Below are 17773 nucleotides of genomic sequence, written 5' to 3' on the forward strand. Positions count from 1 at the left end.
CTGGGCTTCCGCAACCTCACCAACTACATCGCCAGAAGCCTGCTCGAGACAGGCGGATTCAGACCCCAACTACACCCTCGATTGGGATGAGCCCGGAAACCTCGGCAGCATCGACAATCTCACCCGCTATGTCAGCGAAAAAACCGGCGGGTGAACTCCCGATGGCCACCGACCCCCGCTGGGTCGCCCGGGTGCTGGCCGAGTTCGACGCCAGTCCACCGCGCACCGGCGACGCCCACCTCGATCTGATCGCCACTGCCATCTTCCTCGAGGACGTCTTCGCGATCTCCGTGCGCGACGAGGAGATCACCGCCGAGCTCATGGGCTCCCCGACTGCCGTCGGGGATTTCGTCCGCACGCGCCTGGGGCTGGGCTGATGTGCGGCATCTGTGGTGTCGTGACGGCCGGCATCCCGCCGCGGCGCGAGGTGCTGGCGGACATGGTCGCCACGATGCACCACCGCGGCCCCGAGGCGAGCGGGCTGCTGATCGACCGAGCTGCCGCACTCGGCCATGCCCGGCTCGCGATCATCGACGCCGTCGGCGGTGCGCAGCCATTGAGCAATGAGGACCGCACGCTATGGCTCAGCTTCAACGGCGAGATCTTCAACTACGTCGAGCTCGCCGAGCAGCTGCGCGCACTGGGTCACCGGTTCGCCACCGCCAGCGACTCCGAGGTGATCGTGCACGCCTGGGAGCAGTGGGGGCCCGGCTGCCTCACGCGCTTCAACGGCCAGTGGGCCTTCGCGCTGTGGGACACTCGCAGCGAGCGTCTTGTGCTGGCGCGCGACCGGGTGGGCATCTGCCCGCTGTTCTATGCCCGGCTGGCCGACCGTCTCGTCTTCGCCTCGCAGGTGGCCGCGCTGTTCGCCGACCCGCAGGTGCCGCGCGCCCTCGATCCCGACGGACTCGACCAGGTCTTCAGCTACTGGTCCACGGTGGCTCCGGCCACCGTCTTCCGTGGCATCGACCAGCTGCCCCCAGCCCACTATGCGGTCCTGCAGGCCGGTGAGCTCAACGTCGTTCGCTACTGGACGGACAGATTCCCGCCCGCCGGTTCGGAACCGGGCCAGGATCTCACCGAGAACGCCGCCCTGCTGCGCGAGCGCCTCGTGCAGGCGAGCCGGCTGCGCTTCCAGCGCGCCGATGTACCAGTGGGCGCCTATCTGTCCGGGGGCATCGATTCCTCGGTGATCGCCGCCGTGCTCGCCGGCTACACCCAGGCGCCTCTGAGCACCTTCTCGCTGCGCTTCGAGGACGCCGACTTCGACGAGAGCCGCCACCAGCACGAGATGGTGGAAAGGCTGGGCACCGAGCACCACGAGATCGTGGTGCGCACCCGCCAGATCGCCGAGATCTTCCCGCAGGTGGTCCAGCAGGCCGAGACCGTACTGCTGCGTGCAGCCCCGGCGCCGCTCCTGCTGCTGTCCGAGCTGGTGCACCAGAAAGGCTTCAAGGTGGTGGTGACCGGTGAGGGGGCCGACGAGGTGCTCGGCGGTTACGACATCTACCGCGAAGCCCGGGTGCGGCAGTTCTGGGCGCGCGACCCGGATTCGGCCATGCGCTCGCGGGCCGCCGAGCTCCTCTACCCGTGGATGGCTCGAGGGCCCGGGGCCGCACCCCCGTTCGCGCGGGGCTTCTTCGCCATGAACCTCGATGGCGCCGACCCGGCCCTGTCGCATCGTCCACGCTGGGAGTCCACCGCCGCGCTGAAGTATCTGCTCACCACGCCGTGGCGTCGCGCTGCGCCCGGGCCGGCCGATCCCGCCCGGCTGGCCGACGCGCTGCCGGCTGGCAGCGGTGGCTGGGATGCGCTCGCCCGCGCCCAGTGGCTCGAGATGACCACTGTGCTGCCCGGCTACATCCTCTCCTCCCAGGGCGACCGGATGCTCATGGCGAACTCGGTGGAGGGACGCTTCCCCTTCCTCGATCCCGATGTGGTCTCCTTCGCCAACGCCCTGCCAGCCCGCCACAAGCTATTCGGCCTCGACGAGAAGCATCTGCTCAAGCTGGCCTTCGCCGACCTGGTCCCGCCCTCGATCCTGCACCGCGCCAAGCAGCCTTACCGCTCCCCCGACGCCACTAGTTTCTTCCCGGACCGCGGCGAGCCGGATTGGATCGGTGAGGTGAGCTCACCATCCGCGCTGCGCAAGACCGGTGTCTTCGAGCCCGCTGCGGTGAAGGGGCTCTTCGACAAGTGCCGGGCTGCCCGGGGCCGACGGCTCGGCAACACCGACAACATGCGCGTTCTGGGCGTGCTCTCTACCCAGCTGCTGTGCCACGGTCTGCTCGCCTCAACTCGGCGTCCGAGGCCGTCCGGCCAATCGCCGATGAGCGTCATCACCCTGACACCGAAGGAGAGTCCGCATGACTGAGCACACCGATTTCGGGCCGGCAAGCCTGCGCATCGATCCCGAAGCGGAGGTCTCCCGGGTCGCCGAGATGCTCACCGGCTATCTCGCCTCGTCCAAGCGACGCGGCGTGGTGGTGGCACTGTCGGGGGGAATCGATTCCAGTGTCGTGGCAGCGCTGTGTGCGCGGGTGCTCGGGCCCCAGCGAGTCTTCGGGCTGCACATGCCGGAGAAGGAGTCCTCCTCGCAGACTCTCACGCTCAGCCGTCTGCTCGCCGACCACCTGGGCATCGATTCGCAGCTGGAGGAGATCTCCGGCATTCTCGATGCAGCCGGCTGCTACCGGCGCCGCGACGACGCGATCCGGCTGGTCTGTCCCGAGTACACCGAGGGATGGCTCTCGAAGATCGTGCTGCCCAGCGTGGTGGATTCCGACTCGCTGCGGCTCTTCTCGATCGTGGTGCGCCGCCCCGACGGCACGCAGTCCACCCATCGGCTCAGCACGGAGTCCTATTTGGGCATCGTCGCGGCGACGAATTTCAAGCAGCGCGTCCGGGCCATGCTTGCCTACCACCACGCCGACCGTCTCAACTTCGTCGTGGCGGGCACCCCGAATCGGCTCGAGTACGACCAGGGCTTCTTCGTCAAGCTCGGCGACGGCGCCGCGGACGTGAAGCCGATCGCCCATCTGTACAAGTCACAGGTGTACCAACTTGCCGAGTACCTGGGGGTGCCGCAGCAGATCCGCGCCCGACCCTCCACGACCGACACCTATTCGATGCCACAGTCCCAGGAGGAGTTCTACTTCTCGCTGCCCTATGAGCTGATGGACCTGTGCCTGTACGGAAAGAACAATGGCATCGCGATCAGCGAGATCTCCCGCGCGAGTGGGCTGAGCGGCGAGCAGGTGGAGCGGGTGTTCCGCGACATCGACCAGAAGCGCGCCACGACGCGCTATCTGCATCTGTCCGCCGCTGTGGCGCGGGAGGTTCCCGAGGTGGGCTGAAGGCCTCACACCGAAGGCGGCCCGCAACGAGACCGGCGCCAACACCGACTCAGACCGAGACCGCTTCCTGCTGGGCGGCGTTGAGCATGGAGTGGCGCCTGCCGTAGCTCAGGTAGATCACCATGCCAAGGGCGAACCAGATGAGGAAGCGCACCCAGGTCTGCCAGTTGAGACCGGCGATGAGCAGAAGGCAGAAGGCGATGGCGATGAGGGGTGTGTAGGGCACGCCCGGCGCACGGAAGCCGCGGTGCAGCTCGGGTCTCGTATGCCGCATCCACAGCACACCGGCCGAGACAAGCACGAACGCGGCGAGCGTCCCGATGTTCACGAGCTCGGACAAGATGTTGAGATTGACGAAGCCGCCGGCCAGAGCGGTGACGATCCCGAAGAACCAGGTGCCCTTGAAGGGCGTCCGAAAGCGCGGGCTGACCTGGCCGAAGAACTTCGGGAACAGGCCATCGCGCGACATCGAGTAGCAGATCCGCGACTGGCCGTAGAGCATCACGAGAATGACGGTCGTCATGCCGAGGATGGCGCCGATGCTCACGATGACCGCCAGCCAGGCCTGGCCGGTGGCGTGCAGCACGGCGAGCACGGGGGCGTTGAGGTAATGGGCGAACTCGGGATAGGGCACGACGCCAGTCATGATGAGCGTCATGACGATGTAGAGCGCGGTGGAGATGCCCAGCGAGGCCATGATGCCCCGCGGTAGCGTCTTGGTCGGATTGATGGTCTCCTCGGCGCTGGAGGACACCGCGTCGAAGCCGACGAAGGAGAAGAAGACGATCGAGGCGGCGGGAATGATCCCGGCGGCGGTGCCCCCGTGGAAGGAGTACAGGCCATAGGGCGAGAAGGGCTGCCAGTTGCGGGGCCTGACGAACCACACCGTGAATGCGATGAACGCCACGATGACGGCCAGCTTGACGGCCACCAGGACCGAGTTCACCCGCCGGGTCTGGTTGATGCCCACGGAGATGACGGCCGTGACGACCAGCACGATGACGAAGGCCGGAAGATTGAAGACGGTATGCACCCCGGGCGTCGTCCCCTCGGCTGCGGTGAGCGCCGTCGGCAGGTGGATTCCTGCGCTGGACAGCAGGTCGAGGAAATAACCCGACCAGCCCGCCGACACGGTGGCTGCGGTCAACGCGTACTCGAGGATGAGATCCCATCCGATGATGAAGGCGACGATCTCGCCGAAGGAGACATAGGCGTAGGTGTACGCGGAACCGGCCACCGGCACCATGGACGCGAACTCGGCATAGCACAGGGCCGCGAAGCCACAGCAGACGGCAGCGATGAGGAACGACACGGACAGCGCAGGGCCTGCGGTGAGAGCCCCCTTACCGGTCAAGACGAAGATCCCGGTGCCGATGATGGCGCCGATCCCGAGCATCGTCAGATCCCAGGTGCGCAGGGTGCGCCGCAATGGCGTGGCGTGCGCAAGCAGCGACTCGATGCTCTTCTTCCTCATGACACCCATGAACTGCTCCTCCACATCACCGGGCACCCCCAAGCGTCGGTGATGGCAGAACCCCGACGCTCATCGGCAGAACGCTGCCTGAGAGCTGCCGCGCTCCGCCACCGGGGCGGACGCACGCGACAGACTACGACGCGGCGAACCTGCTTCACCCGCTGGCCCGCGCGGGCGACGCCCGCTCAGCGCAGCAGCTCGATGACCCGCTCCCCGGGCCACACATAGCGAGTGGCCTCGACGACCTTCGAGGGCGCGAGCTCCTCGCCCCAGCCGATCCCGGCGCACAGGACAGACACGGCGATACAGGCATCCTGGACGCCCGGCACGAACCACTCGGGCTCGGTCTCCTCGTTGACGAGCTCGTGGAACTCGTCACGGGCCCCGACCAAGGCAGCGCGGATGGCCAGCATTCCGTAGGCGCGCGAGGCCACCTCGTCGTGCTCGTCGGCGTCATGCACCATGCGCTGGGTGAGATACCCGGCGGCCAGCGCGGGCAGTTCGCCGGAGGCCATCCCCGCGCCCTGCTCGGCGAGCCAATCGGGAATGACGACGGGCTCATGGCTGTCGATCGCCTGCTGGACCCGCCCGGTGATCTCCGTGAGCATGCCGCAAGCAAGGCTGACAGATCCCACGAACTGGCACAGGAAGGTCAGCCCGTAGTTCAGCCAGTTGCTCTCGGGGCTGTCCTTGACGTGCTGGCCGCTTTCGACGGCCTGGGCGTCGGCGAGCAGGACGCGCCGGCTGAGATCCCACGAATCGAACCAGCTGAGCGTGACGGTGAAGGGCTGGCGGTGGATTGCTCCGTCGGGACCCGGGATCGGGTCGGGGTAGGCCCGCACATCGGGATCACCCCACCACTTCCCGGTGTACGGATGATCACTCGTCTGCTCGGCCATCGCGTGCTCCTGTTGTTCTTCTGGCGGATGGGCCCGGTGCACACGCAGCACCGGGCTGGCCGTGCCGACACTACTCGGCGACGAGGGTAGGCCGGAAGCGCCGCAGGCGCAGGCTGTTGGTCACCACGAAGACCGAGCTGAAGGCCATCGCGGCACCGGCGATCATTGGGTTGAGCAGACCGAAGGCGGCGATCGGAATGGCGCAGACGTTGTAGAAGAAGGCCCAGAACAGGTTGCCGTTGATGGTTCGCAGCGTTGCCCGGGACAGCCGGATGGCGTCGACGGCGAGCATGAGGTCGTGGCGCATGAGCGTCAAATCGCTGGCGGCGATGGCGGCATCGGTACCCGAGCCCATGGCGATGCCCAGATTGCTCTGCGCGAGGGCAGCCGCGTCATTGACACCGTCACCGACCATCGCCACGCGCCGCCCGTTCTTCTGCAACTCGGTGATGACCGCCATCTTCTGGTCGGGCAGCACGTGGGCGTGCACCTCGTCGATGCCCACGCGCGAGGCCATGTGGTGCGCCGCTCGCTCGTTGTCACCGGTGAGCATGACGGTGCGCAGCCCCAACCTGCCGAACAGCCGCACCGCGTTGGCCGAGTTCTCGGACAGCTCGTCGTTCACCGTGACCAGCCCGATCACCGCTGCACGGTGCGCGACGAAGACCACACTGGCACCCTCGGTCGATGCCTGGTCCGCGCTCTCGCGAAGCTGCAAGGGTATGCCCAGCCCCTGATCAGCCATCAGCCGGGCGTTCCCGGCGAAGGCCTGGAGACCCTCGACGCGGGCCTGCACGCCCAGGCCGGGCAGGATCGTGAAGTCCTCGATATGCTGCGGCGAGCTCGCGGCATGCGCCTGGGCGGCAGCGACGATGGCCTGGGCGATGGGGTGCTCCGAGCCCGATTCGAGACCCGCGGCCAGGGCGAGCACCTCCTCGCGATCGTGCCCCGAGCCTGCGAAGATGTCCTGGACCGCCATCTCGCCCTTGGTCAGGGTGCCGGTCTTGTCCACGACGACGGTGTCGATCGCCCGAGCCTGCTCCAGAGCGTGCGGGCCACGGATGACGATGCCCAGCTGGGCCCCCCGCCCGGTGCCGGCGAGCAGAGCGGTAGGGGTGGCCAGGCCGAGCGCGCAGGGGCAGCTGATGATGAGGACGGCGACGCCGGCCGTCACCGCGAAGCCCAGCCCGGCGCCGGTGAGCAACCAGGCGAGGAAGGTGAGCGCGGCGATGCCGAAGACGACCGGCACGAAGACACCGGCGATCCTGTCGGCCAGCTGCTGGGCATTCGACTTGCCGGTCTGGGCCTGTTCGACCAGTGAGGCGATATGGGCGAGCTGGGTGTCGGAGCCCACGGCAGTGGCCTCGACGACCAGCCGGCCCACTGTGTTGAGCGTGGCGCCGACCACGTGGTCACCGGGACCGACCTCGACGGGCACCGATTCGCCGGTAATGACATGCGCATCCACGTCGGAACGGCCTTCGCGCACGATTCCGTCGCTGGGGATCTTCTCGCCCGGACGCACGACGAAGGACTGGCCGACCGTGAGGGCTTCGATGGGCGCCATGGTCTCGGTGCCGTCGGGACCCAGGAGCCTGACCCGCTTGGCACCGAGCTTGAGCAGCTCGCGCAGCGCCGAGCCGGCCTGGCGCCGCGAGCGCGCCTCGATCCAGCGGCCCAGCAGGATGAAGGTGATCGTTCCGCAGGCGGCCTCGAAGTAGACCGTGTTCAGCGAGTCGGAGGCCATCAGGTGCAGGCTGAACTCGTGGCGCATGCCGATACGTCCGGCGCTGCCGAACACCAGGCAGATGACGCTCCACAGATAGGCGGCCAGCGTTCCGACGCTGATGAGGGTGTCCATCGTCGAGGAGCCGTGTGTGAGGTTCACCCATGCCGACTTGTGGAACTGCCAGCCCCCCCAGAGCACCACGGGCGTGGCCAGCACCAGGCTCAGCCACTGCCAGCCCGGGAACTGCAGTGGGCTGATCATGGCCATCGCCACCACTGGAATTGCCAGCACCGCCGAGACGATGAGCCGGCGCCGCAGGGCATCGCTACGGGCCTGGGCCACCGCCTCCTCGTCCACGGTGGGGTCGGGGAGACTGGCGTCGTAGCCGGCATTGCGCACGACCTCGATCAGCTCGTCGACGCCGGTGGCACTGGGCGCCAGCACATGGGCCTTGTTCGTGGCGTAGTTGACCGCGGCCTGGACGCCGTCGACCTTGTTCAGCTTCTTCTGGATCCGAGCTGCGCAGGACGCGCAGGTCATTCCCGAGACATCGAGGTCAATGGTGCGCAGATTGTCCACACCCGTCCTCATCCGGGTGTCTGCGTCGATCCGGGTCCGGTCCATCGTGTCGGTCATATCCGGCCTTCCCGTCCAAGAGGTGCGTCGTGCTCATAGGGCCCGCCATCGCGCGGGCCAGCGCTCAGGCGAGGCTCACCTGGTAGTCGCCGGCCTCAGAGACCGCCTCGCGCACTGCGTCGAAGTCAACCGGCTCGGCGCTCGTGATGACCATCTTCCCGTCGTCGAGGGTCACGACGACGTCATCGACACCCTTGAGCGCCGAGACCTCCTCGGTGACATGACTGACGCAGTGTCCGCAGGTCATTCCGCTGACGGTGTAGTTGCTGATCATCGTTCCTCCTGTGCTGTGCCGCCCGGATGGGCGGGATTGTGTTGTTCTCCCTGCCGCCATGGCGGCGGATTTCAGCAGGCCTCGACGGCCTTGCCGATCATGAGCGGACGAGCCGAGCGATGGCATCGCTGGCCTCGGCCAGTTTGATCTCGGCCTCGTCGCCGCCGTGGCGGGCTGCCCGTACGACGCAGGTGCTCATGTGCTCGTCGAGCATTGCCAGGGCCACCGACTGCAGCGCTTTCGTGGTGGCCGAGATCTGGGTGAGGATGTCGATGCAGTATTTCTCGTCGACGACCATCTTCTGCAGGCCCCGGACCTGGCCTTCGATCCGACGCAGGCGCTTGAGATAGCTCTCCTGGTTGTCGAGATAGCCATGGTGATGATGGCTCTCGTCGGCGCAGCCGCACTGGCCGGGCTGCTGGGGCTCGTTGATCAGGGGCCCGTTGATCATGGCTGCCGTGTCCTCGCTCACATGGCCCAGAGTAATACCCCCGGGGGGTACGATCAAATACCCCTGGGGGGTATGGACGATGGCCGGCTGCAGAACGCTCGATGATCATGGACGTCGGCATCCCATGGCTGCCCCCCGCCGCGATGAGGATCCGGTGGGGACGAACCACAGATATCCACATGGCATGTGCACGAGTACGCCTGCCGGGGTGTTCTGCTGGGCTCGCCAGCCGCTCCCCAGCGCTGGGAATGAGCTGTCGAGCCCTGGTCCAGACATACCGAGAATTCTCGAGAATCATTCATCGGTGCTTGTCAGGGCGATTTCACTGAGTTGACTGCCGACTTGTGCACATCCATGTACACAGCCGGAGGGCCGACACTCCGCAGGGATCCACACCGATTCCGCGCTGTCCACAGCCCCTGTGGACAAACCGGCTTGCCGAGCCCTGGCAGGGGGTCTATCGTGGGCCGTCCCAGACGGTCCGGACGGCACTCGTGGGCAGGTCTTGGCCCTCGTCGGCGGTTGCCGCCCGCCGGCGGCTGTCGTGCCCTCGCCGGTGGCTATGATCGGCCGGCGGCTATCGTGAGGGACCGGTCGGTGCACCGGCGCCCCTGGTGTCATCCGAACGAGCGGACGGGAGGCAGGCTATGAGCGCTCCAGTGTCCGCCGGCGACGAGCCACTGGCCGGTCTCGACCGCACCCCGCCCCAGGACATCGATGCCGAGCAGAGCGTCCTCGGAGCCATGCTCATGAGCAAGGACGCCATCGCCGATGTCGTGGAGCAGTTGCGCTCTGCCGACTTCTACCGTCCCGCCCATGAGGCCATCTACGAGGCCATTCTCGATCTGTACGGGCACGGCGAACCCGCGGATGCCGTGACGGTCGCCGCTGAACTGGACAAGCGCGGCGAACTCAATCGGATCGGCGGACGCGTCTACCTGGTCGATCTCATGTCCAGCGTGTCGATCGCGGCCAATGCCTCGTACTACGCGCAGATCGTTCACGACAAGGCAGTGCTGCGCCGGCTGGTGGACGCCAGTATCAAGATCGCCCAGCTGGGCTACCAGGGCGCCGGCGATGTGCCCGACATCGTCGACGCCGCCCAGCAGGCGATCTACGAGGTCAACGAGTCCAAGACGAGCGAGGACTACAAGTCGCTCAAGGAATTGCTGGAGCCCACCATCGACGAGATGGAGGCGATCGAATCGCACACCGGCGTGATGTCGGGGGTACCCACCGGTTTCGTCGATCTCGATGAGCTCACCAATGGTCTGCATCCGGGCCAGATGGTCATCGTGGCAGCCCGCCCGGCCGTCGGGAAATCCACCCTGGCGCTGGACTTCGCCCGTTCAGCGGCAGTGCAGAACCACCTCACCACCGCCTATTTCAGTCTGGAGATGAGCCAGACCGAACTTGTCATGCGGCTGCTGAGCGCCGAGGCCGGGGTTGCGCTCAACCACATTCGCAACGGGAAGATGAGCGAGGACGACTGGCAGCAGATTGTCCGCAAGACCGGAATCGTGCAGGAAGCACCGCTGTACATCGACGACTCGCCGAATCTCACGATGATGGAGATCCGCGCCAAGGCACGCCGGCTCAAGCAACGCAACGATCTGAAACTCGTCATCATCGACTACCTGCAGCTCATGACCTCGGGGCGCAAGGTGGAGAGCCGCCAGGTTGAGGTGAGCGAGTTCAGCCGCCAGATCAAGCTGCTCGCCAAGGAACTGGAGATTCCGGTGGTAGCGCTGTGCCAGCTGAACCGCGGCCCCGAGCAGCGCAATGACAAGAAGCCGATGCTCAGCGATCTGCGCGAGTCCGGCTCGCTCGAGCAGGACGCCGACGTGGTCATTCTCTTGCACCGCGAGGATGTCTACGACCGTGACAGTGCCCGTGCGGGGGAGGCCGACTTCATTGTCGCCAAGCATCGCAATGGGCCGACCGCCACCATCACCACGGCATTCCAGGGCCACTACAGCCGCTTCGTCGACATGCAGGACTGAGCCTCGGGATGAGCATTCCGTGAGCTCTCCGTCGAGGCCTGTCCGAGGCAATCGGGCAGCGGGCACCGGGCCCATGGTGCCCCTCATCGCCTTCAGGTCGATGGGACGCTGGATTGGCGTGGCGTCAGACGGCAGGGCAGTCGCTCAGCCCCGTGCGAGGGCCGCGCGCGGCGCCACCCCTGGAACATGGCCAGGCAGGCTCATGCGTGGCCCACGGCGGGAACCTTTCGCGACCATGCCCACGACGAGGAGTTCCACCCGGAAGCGGTGGCCTGCGTAGGGACGCAGCAGTTCCTCGGCACCGTCGTTGTCGAGCCGGCGCCCGCACAGTGCCAGCGAGATGAGGCCGGGGGCGTGATAGTCGCCCGTGCTCCAGGCATCCGCATCGCCATAGGCCCACTGCATCACCTTGGCCGCCGTCCACGGACCGATACCGGGCAGGGTCTGCAGCAGGCGAGCCCGCTCGGCGTTGTCGGGAGCAGCCCGCAGGGCCCTGTCCAGACTGGGAAGGCGCGTCATGGCCCGCACCAGCACGGCGGCCCGCCGGGCATCCACCCCAGCCCTGGTGAACTCGAAGCTCGGGATCTGCGCCCAGGTCTGCGGTGCAGGCGGCACGAGCATGCCATGGGCACGATGACCCTCGGACGAGGCAGGCCCGGGAGCAGCCTCGCCATAGCGCCGCCACAGCCGCCGCAGCCCGCCGAAGGCCTCGGGGCCCGTGACCTTCTGCTCGATCGCGGCCGGGGCAAGGGCCTCGGCCAGATTGTCGGTGGCGCCGATGCGCAGATTGGGATGCTCATGGTGAGCACGCCGAACCAGTTCACAGCGGTCTGTCAGGGCACCGAAGCCGGTCGGATCGTCGTCGCATCCGAGCAATCGCGGGGCCTGCTGCACCGCGCTGACGGCGCCCGGGCCCCAGGAGCGCACCCAGGTGTCGCGCTCGACGTCGAAGAGTTCCACGAGGGCCGGGCCTCCCGCTGCCCTGGTGGCCCTGAACCAGTGCTGGCGTCCGACCCGTCGGTGGGTGGGATCGACAGGGCCCTTGGCAAGGTGGCCAAGAATCGTGTCGAGCCGGCCGGCGGCGCCGACGACCACTCCATGAGCATCGCAGGCGGACTGGGAGGCCGACCCGACCCCGGGAGCGCTTGCGCCGGGTGCACGCATTGCGAGGGGCTCGCCTGCGAGATCGGATGCGGCGAGCCGGCGGGCTGCAGTCGTGGACATGCCAGCCACCCTAGGCACCGACCACGACATTTCTCCCAACGATTGGCCGCCCCTGTGCACACGGTTTTCACCAGCTCGCCCGGTTCCACCGGGTGGGGCCACAGGGCCGCGAGAGCCGGAAAGCAGCGGAAAAGGTACTTGTCCACAGAAGTTGTCCACAGTGTGGATTACTTACACACATGTAACTACACCGCGGTGATCGGCTGAAACCGGCGCGGCCAGGGGTCTCGCGCGAGGACTGGGCCGCACTCGTCGCAGGCGTGTCCATCCGTCGATCCCCTGGTCCGGCCCCGAGCTGGGTAGCTACCCTTCAGGTGCTCCACGGCGCTGTCCGGGGAAGCACTGCCGGTACACAGCCGGTCCGTCATCGACTACGAGAGCACAGATCATGAGCAGACGCATCAAGCCCGTTGAGCAATCGCTCGACGAGACCCTTGAAGTGGGCCACAGCCTCAAGCGCAGTCTGGGAGTACTCGACCTCGCAGTCATGGGTATCGCCGTGGCCGTGGGCGCCGGCATCTTCTCCGTGGGCGCCCAGGCAGCTGCCGACCATGCAGGACCCGCCGTCATTATCTCCTTCCTCATGGCTGCCGTCGTGTGCGGCCTAGCGATCATGTGTTACGCCGAGTTCGCCTCGTCGATTCCGGTGGCAGGATCGGCCTACACCTTCACCTATTCGACGATGGGCGAGTTGCTCGCCTGGATCATCGGCTGGGATCTCATTCTCGAAACGCTCATGGCGGGCTCGGTCATCGCCAAGTATTGGGGCATCTACCTCAGCCAGGCATTCGCGCTGTTCGGGGTCGACGTGCCCACCACCGTCGCCATCGGCCCCCTCAAGCTGGACTGGGGACCGGTGCTCATCGTCGCTGCCTTCACCGTCCTGCTGGCCCTGGGAACCAAGCTCTCCAGTCGCGTCAATGCCGCCTTCACGATCCTCAAGGTGAGCATCGTGGTGTTCGTCATCATCGTCGGTTTCACCTATCTCAAGCCTGCGAACTTCACGCCGTTCATCCCCGCCTCCCAGCCCAACACCGCGCAGACGGCAGTTCTCCAGCAGTCGCTGTTCTCATGGCTCACCGGCGCGAGCCCGAGCCAGTATGGGGTGCTCGGCATCCTCTCGGGCGCCTCACTGGTCTTCTTCGCCTTCATCGGCTTCGACATCGTCGCCACCAGCGCCGAGGAGGCCAAGGATCCCAAGCGCACCGTGCCGCGCGGCATCCTCCTCGGCCTGACCGTCGTCAGCGTGCTGTACATCCTGGTGTCGATCGTCATCACCGGCATGGTGAGCTACAAGCAGCTGGCCGCCACCGAGAACCCCTCGCTGGCGACTGCCTTCGAGCTGGTGGGCGCCAGCTGGGCGGCGAAGATCATCACCATCGGCATCCTCATCGGACTCACCACCGTTGTCATGGTGCTCTTGTTGGGCCTCACCCGCATCGTCTTCGCGATGAGCCGCGACGGGCTGCTTCCGCGCAGCCTCAGCAAGACCTCCGAGAAGCACCACACACCGGTGCGCCTGCAGATCGGCGTTGGCGTGGTCATCGCCCTGATTGCCGGGCTGACCAATGTCAGCGTGCTGTCCGACATGATCAACATCGGGACACTGTCAGCCTTCGTGCTCGTAAGCATCGGGGTGCCCATCCTGCGCAAGACCCGCCCCGATCTGGACCGTCCGTTCAAGATCCCCGCCTCACCCTGGCTGCCATGGCTGTCGGCACTGGCGTGCCTGTGGCTCATGATCAACTTGCCCAATGAGACCTGGATCCGTTTCGTTGTCTGGTTGGCGATCGGCTTCGCGATCTACTTCGGCTACTCGCGGCGGCACTCCCTGGTCGGCAAGCAGGAAGCGCAGGCCCCGCTGTCGGTGAGCTGAGCGGCTGCGCGGGCTGCGGCCTGAGCTGGCGCAGTCAGACCCGGGGCCAAGATTTCGCAGGCGTTACAGGCTCTTGAAGATCCCGGAAACCCGCCGACATAGCCGTTCCTCGTGCCTAGTGTCAGGGACAGGTCAGGCGTCCAGCCGCCGCTGCGCCGTGACCGCCTGACATCCAGAAGAGGATCCCGACATGCCTACAGCAATCCCTGTTGCCCTTCACGGCATCACCCAGCGCAGTGAATACGCCAACGGGATGCTGGCCGAGTGCTGCCTTGACGAGCCGAATGTGGTGCACACGAGCTGCGGCGATCTTGTACCGCATTTCTCCGAGCCGACCGTGCGCAGCAAGGATCTCACGTCGATGACCTTCTATCCTTCCGGCGCGATCCGCACCATCAGCCTGGAGAAGCAGACCCTCGTCCCCACCACCCTGGGGCCGATACGCGCCGAGCTCGTCACCTTCCACGAGAGCGGCCAGCTCGACAGCGTCTTCCCTCTCAATGGGCACATCGGTTTCGGCTGGACCGAGGCAGACGAGTTCGGGCTTGCCACCCCACGGTCCTTCTCGTTCTCCTTCGGCGAGTTCCGCGCGAAGATCATCAACGTGCGCTTCTACCCGAGCGGAGAGGTCAAGAGCCTCACCCTGTGGCCCTCCGAGACCGTCACCCTGCGGACCCCCGCGGGGACCTTCAGAGCACGGGTGGGCATGCGCCTTCATCCGAATGGCGCCCTCTCCTCCTTCGAGCCGGCCATGCCGATCGCCGTGCGCACTCCCATCGGATTCGTGCAGGCCTATGACGTGGATGCGCTCTCGATGGCAGGGGACCAGAACTCCGTGCGTTTCAATGAGCAGGGCGAACTCGTCCATGTGGCCACCTCGGGCGACATCATCGTGAAGAGCGCCTCCTCGACGACGCATCGCATCTCCTCCCGGACCCGGCTGGCGCTGGCCAGCGACAAGCCCGTGAAACTCCCGATCGAGCTCTCCTTCGGCGCCGATGTGGTGAGCATCGACAACGGCGAGGTCTGCGAGAGCTTCTCCACCACCGACACCCAATTCATGGCCCTGCCCGATATCGACACCACCTCATTGGGAGCGTGCGATCTGGGGTGCGACTCCTGTGCGGTGAACTGCGCCTGAGCGCTCGTTTCAGCGCAGTCCCCAGATGAGCGGATGCGGGTCCAGTTCCACCCCGGCTACGCAGGCCCTTCCCCACAGCAGTGACCTCGGCGAGCCCGACCACGGCGCAGCTCGGGGCTCGGCACCCTGTGGTGAATCAGCTACTCGACGCGCCGTCAGCAGACTCGGACCGGCTGGCAGCTTCGAGCCAGCGCGCGAACTCCTCGAATTTCGCGAACATGTCCTCGACCATCAGCCCTGTGTCGAGTCGCTGGTAGACCCGGATCGGGTGCTCCGCATTCTGGCCGGTGAACCGGCCCTGCTCAGTTATCTGCGGGCAGGGACGTTCCACGTAGTCACTGGAGCTCGGCTCAGGTGCATAGAACGACTGCAGGGCCGTGAGCAGCACGAGCGGCGAGTCACCCAGGGTGTACGTCTCCCCGTGGCTGCGACCGGACCGCCGAGCCGAATCGAAACGACGTTCCAGCGCATCGAGGAGGAAGGCGCCAAGGGCGCCGCAGCCGCTCAGTCTGGTGCGCAGTTGCGCCTGCGACACCAGACACTGCCGGTAGACATCGCGGGGCACGAGCCACAGCGGCAGATCCGAGTCATTGAGAACCACCTGGGCGGCCACTGGATCCGTGATGAGGTTGTACTCGGGCTCGGGACGCCTCGCCACACCTGGCGCCGATCCCTCGTATTCGGGGCCTCCGATCCAGATCACGGTGAGGCGGGAGGCGATGGCGGGCTCGATCAGCCATGCGCAGGCAAGATCGGTGAGGCCCCCTCCACACAGCACGAACAGCGGCGCAAGCCCCGGCTCGTCGCGCATCGCCTCGGCAATGATCGCCTCGGCTGCGGGCGAGGGGCGTGCCGTGTGACAGTCGGCCAGACCATCATCGCAACCGCGCAGCAGCTCGCCGGCGAGATCGACATGCATCACCTCGGCGAGGCGTCCGGCTGCCCGGCGTCCCGCCTCGGCACTGCCAGCGCTGGGGTGCAGCGGATCTCCGGCACGAAGGTGACTGGCGATGACGGCGCGGATGTCCACCGAGGGTGAGAGCAGGTGGTGCGCAAGCTGGAAGAAGTTGTCGGGGTCGCCGGCGAAGTCGTTGTCGATGACAACCCGCATGAGCGGAGCTCCGAACTGCTCGCGAAGCCAGGGTTGCTCGCCGATCCGCCACAGGACGCCGGTCATCCTGCTCCTCCCACACGAACACACCGCGGGTTGTCCGTGGCAGACCTGAGCGCCGCCATCCCCCGCTTTTGTTCTAGTGTAGAACAAAAGCGGGGGATGGTCTCTCGCGACGACTGCACACGGGGGTGCACTGTGCCTGATCTGTGGGACATCGAGAAGATTCCCTTCGTCGGTACCGAGAAGCTCGAACAGGGGCTCGGCTTCCGCTACTACCAGCCGGAGCGCACGGTCGCCGGCAAACCCATGAAGGAGTGGCTGCGCTTCGCGGTGGCCTACTGGCATACCTTCGACCAGCGACTCACCGATCCGTTCGGGGACGGCACCGCACAGCGCCCCTACGACAAGTACACCGACCCGCTCGATCTGGCCCTGGCCAAGGTTGACTACGCCTTTGAGTTCTACCAAAAGCTCGGCGTGGAATACTTCTGCTTCCACGACCGCGACATCGCACCCGAGGGCGACACGCTGCGCGAGTCGAATGCCAGGCTCGACAAGGTCGTCGACAGGATCGCCGAGCAGCAGAAGGCCACCGGGGTGAAACTGCTGTGGAACACCTCGAATCTGTTCACCAACCCCCGCTTCGTCTCCGGCGCCGCAAGCTCCCCGTCGGCGAAGATCTTCGCCTATGCCGGCGCCCAGCTCAAGCACAGTCTGGAGATCGCCAAGCGTCTCGGCGCCGAGAACTACGTCTTCTGGGGTGGCCGCGAGGGCTATGAGAACCTGTGGAACACCGATCTGCGTCGTGAGCAGGATCACATGGCCCGTTTCTTCCACCTTGCCGTGGACTATGCCTCACAGATCGGCCTGGACGCCCAGTTCCTCATCGAGCCGAAGCCGAAGGAACCCACCACCCACCAGTACGACTTCGATGCCGCGACGACGATCGCCTTCCTGCGCAGCTATGACCTCGTCGACCACTTCAAGCTGAATCTCGAGGGCAATCACGCAAACCTGGCAGGGCACTCCTACCAGCATGAGATCCGAGTGGCACGAGCCGCCGGGCTGCTCGGTTCGCTGGACGCCAACCAGGGTGACAAGCTCATCGGCTGGGACATGGACGAGTTCCCCTCCGATCTGTACGAGACCACGGCTGCCATGTGGGAGGTGCTCGCCGAGGGCTCGATCGGGCCGCACGGCGGCCTGAACTTCGACGCCAAGCCACGCCGCACCTCGTTCACCGCCCGTGACCTCTTCCAGGCGCACATCGTGGGGATGGACAGCTTCGCAGCGGGCCTGCTCGTCGCCGCCAAGCTCCACGAGGACGGGTACATCGAGAATCTCGTCGCCGAGCGCTACGCCTCCTACACGCATAGTGCACTGGGCACCGGCATCGAGGACGGCTCCGCGGATCTCGCGAGCCTGGAGCAGGCCATCCTCGACGTCCCCCAGTCCGAGCTGCTGGCCGCCACCGCGTCCGATCACCTCGAAGCCGTGAAGGCCACTGTCAACAACTACATCGTGGCCGCGCTCAACTGATCTGGACGCATCATGCCGGTGGGCCGCGGACTGATCCACGGTCCACCGGTGGCCGTA

At 66.4% G+C, this 17773-nt stretch carries 14 protein-coding genes; 7 read left to right on the forward strand and 7 right to left on the reverse strand.

Annotation, left to right across the window (positions count from 1 at the left end; genetic code table 11):
• The first annotated feature begins 128 nt into the window (after positions 1–128).
• From BMX93_RS11140 to nadE, 3 genes are read left to right on the forward strand one after another with little or no spacing between them, the layout of a single operon-like run.
• On the forward strand, positions 129–377 hold the full coding sequence (locus BMX93_RS11140) for a hypothetical protein (protein ID WP_143052901.1): 249 nt from the start codon (positions 129–131) through the stop codon (positions 375–377).
• Entirely contained in the window at positions 377–2374 is a 1998-nt protein-coding gene (asnB, locus tag BMX93_RS11145; RefSeq protein ID WP_091971056.1) for an asparagine synthase (glutamine-hydrolyzing), read from the forward strand. Before BMX93_RS11140 ends, asnB begins: the two co-directional genes overlap by 1 nt.
• Positions 2367–3356 (forward strand): NAD(+) synthase, encoded by a 990-nt coding sequence (gene nadE / locus BMX93_RS11150; RefSeq protein WP_091971058.1) that lies wholly within the window; start codon positions 2367–2369, stop codon positions 3354–3356. The genes asnB and nadE overlap by 8 nt, the downstream gene beginning before the upstream one ends.
• A 49-nt stretch (positions 3357–3405) precedes the next feature.
• On the opposite strand, the gene BMX93_RS11155 is transcribed toward nadE, so the two are convergent.
• The 5 genes from BMX93_RS11155 to BMX93_RS11175 all read right to left on the reverse strand — a co-directional run bounded on the left by BMX93_RS11155 (position 3406) and on the right by BMX93_RS11175 (position 8819).
• On the reverse strand, positions 3406–4839 hold the full coding sequence (locus tag BMX93_RS11155) for an amino acid permease (RefSeq protein WP_091971102.1): 1434 nt from the start codon (positions 4837–4839) through the stop codon (positions 3406–3408).
• Between the two features lie 176 nt (positions 4840–5015).
• Positions 5016–5729 carry a hypothetical protein gene (locus tag BMX93_RS11160; RefSeq protein ID WP_091971060.1) on the reverse strand — a complete coding sequence of 238 codons (714 nt, stop codon included), beginning with the start codon at positions 5727–5729 and terminating at the stop codon, positions 5016–5018.
• 70 nt (positions 5730–5799) lie between these two features.
• Positions 5800–8094, reverse strand: a complete 2295-nt coding sequence (locus BMX93_RS11165; protein WP_342736235.1) for a heavy metal translocating P-type ATPase — start codon at positions 8092–8094, stop codon at positions 5800–5802.
• Positions 8095–8158: 64 nt separating this feature from the next.
• Positions 8159–8368, reverse strand: coding sequence for a heavy-metal-associated domain-containing protein (locus BMX93_RS11170; protein WP_091971063.1), 210 nt, complete (start codon positions 8366–8368; stop codon positions 8159–8161).
• 97 nt (positions 8369–8465) lie between these two features.
• The gene (locus tag BMX93_RS11175; RefSeq protein ID WP_091971065.1) at positions 8466–8819 is read right to left on the reverse strand and encodes a metal-sensitive transcriptional regulator; all 354 of its coding nucleotides are present in this window, start codon (positions 8817–8819) and stop codon (positions 8466–8468) included.
• Between the two features lie 647 nt (positions 8820–9466).
• Between BMX93_RS11175 and dnaB the strand changes: the two genes are divergently transcribed.
• A complete protein-coding gene (dnaB, locus tag BMX93_RS11180; protein ID WP_091971067.1) occupies positions 9467–10822 on the forward strand; it encodes a replicative DNA helicase in 1356 nt (451 codons plus the stop codon).
• A 144-nt stretch (positions 10823–10966) separates the two neighbouring features.
• Here dnaB and BMX93_RS11185 read toward each other — a convergent pair whose 3' ends face one another.
• Entirely contained in the window at positions 10967–12046 is a 1080-nt protein-coding gene (locus BMX93_RS11185) for a DNA-3-methyladenine glycosylase family protein (RefSeq protein ID WP_091971069.1), read from the reverse strand.
• 388 nt (positions 12047–12434) lie between these two features.
• Between BMX93_RS11185 and BMX93_RS11190 the strand changes: the two genes are divergently transcribed.
• Both BMX93_RS11190 and BMX93_RS11195 read left to right on the forward strand, forming a co-directional pair.
• Positions 12435–13922, forward strand: a complete 1488-nt coding sequence (locus BMX93_RS11190) for an APC family permease (protein WP_091971071.1) — start codon at positions 12435–12437, stop codon at positions 13920–13922.
• A gap of 190 nt (positions 13923–14112) precedes the next feature.
• A complete protein-coding gene (locus BMX93_RS11195) occupies positions 14113–15063 on the forward strand; it encodes a hypothetical protein (protein ID WP_091971073.1) in 951 nt (316 codons plus the stop codon).
• 136 nt (positions 15064–15199) lie between these two features.
• Here the strand turns inward: BMX93_RS11195 and BMX93_RS11200 are convergent, their stop codons facing one another.
• Entirely contained in the window at positions 15200–16240 is a 1041-nt protein-coding gene (locus BMX93_RS11200; RefSeq protein WP_091971075.1) for a nucleoside hydrolase, read from the reverse strand.
• Between the two features lie 132 nt (positions 16241–16372).
• Between BMX93_RS11200 and xylA the strand changes: the two genes are divergently transcribed.
• On the forward strand, positions 16373–17716 hold the full coding sequence (gene xylA, locus BMX93_RS11205) for a xylose isomerase (protein ID WP_218139329.1): 1344 nt from the start codon (positions 16373–16375) through the stop codon (positions 17714–17716).
• The last annotated feature ends 57 nt before the right edge of the window (positions 17717–17773 follow it).

The organism is Propionibacterium cyclohexanicum, from assembly GCF_900111365.1.
Taxonomy (GTDB): Bacteria; Actinomycetota; Actinomycetes; order Propionibacteriales; family Propionibacteriaceae; genus Propionibacterium; species Propionibacterium cyclohexanicum.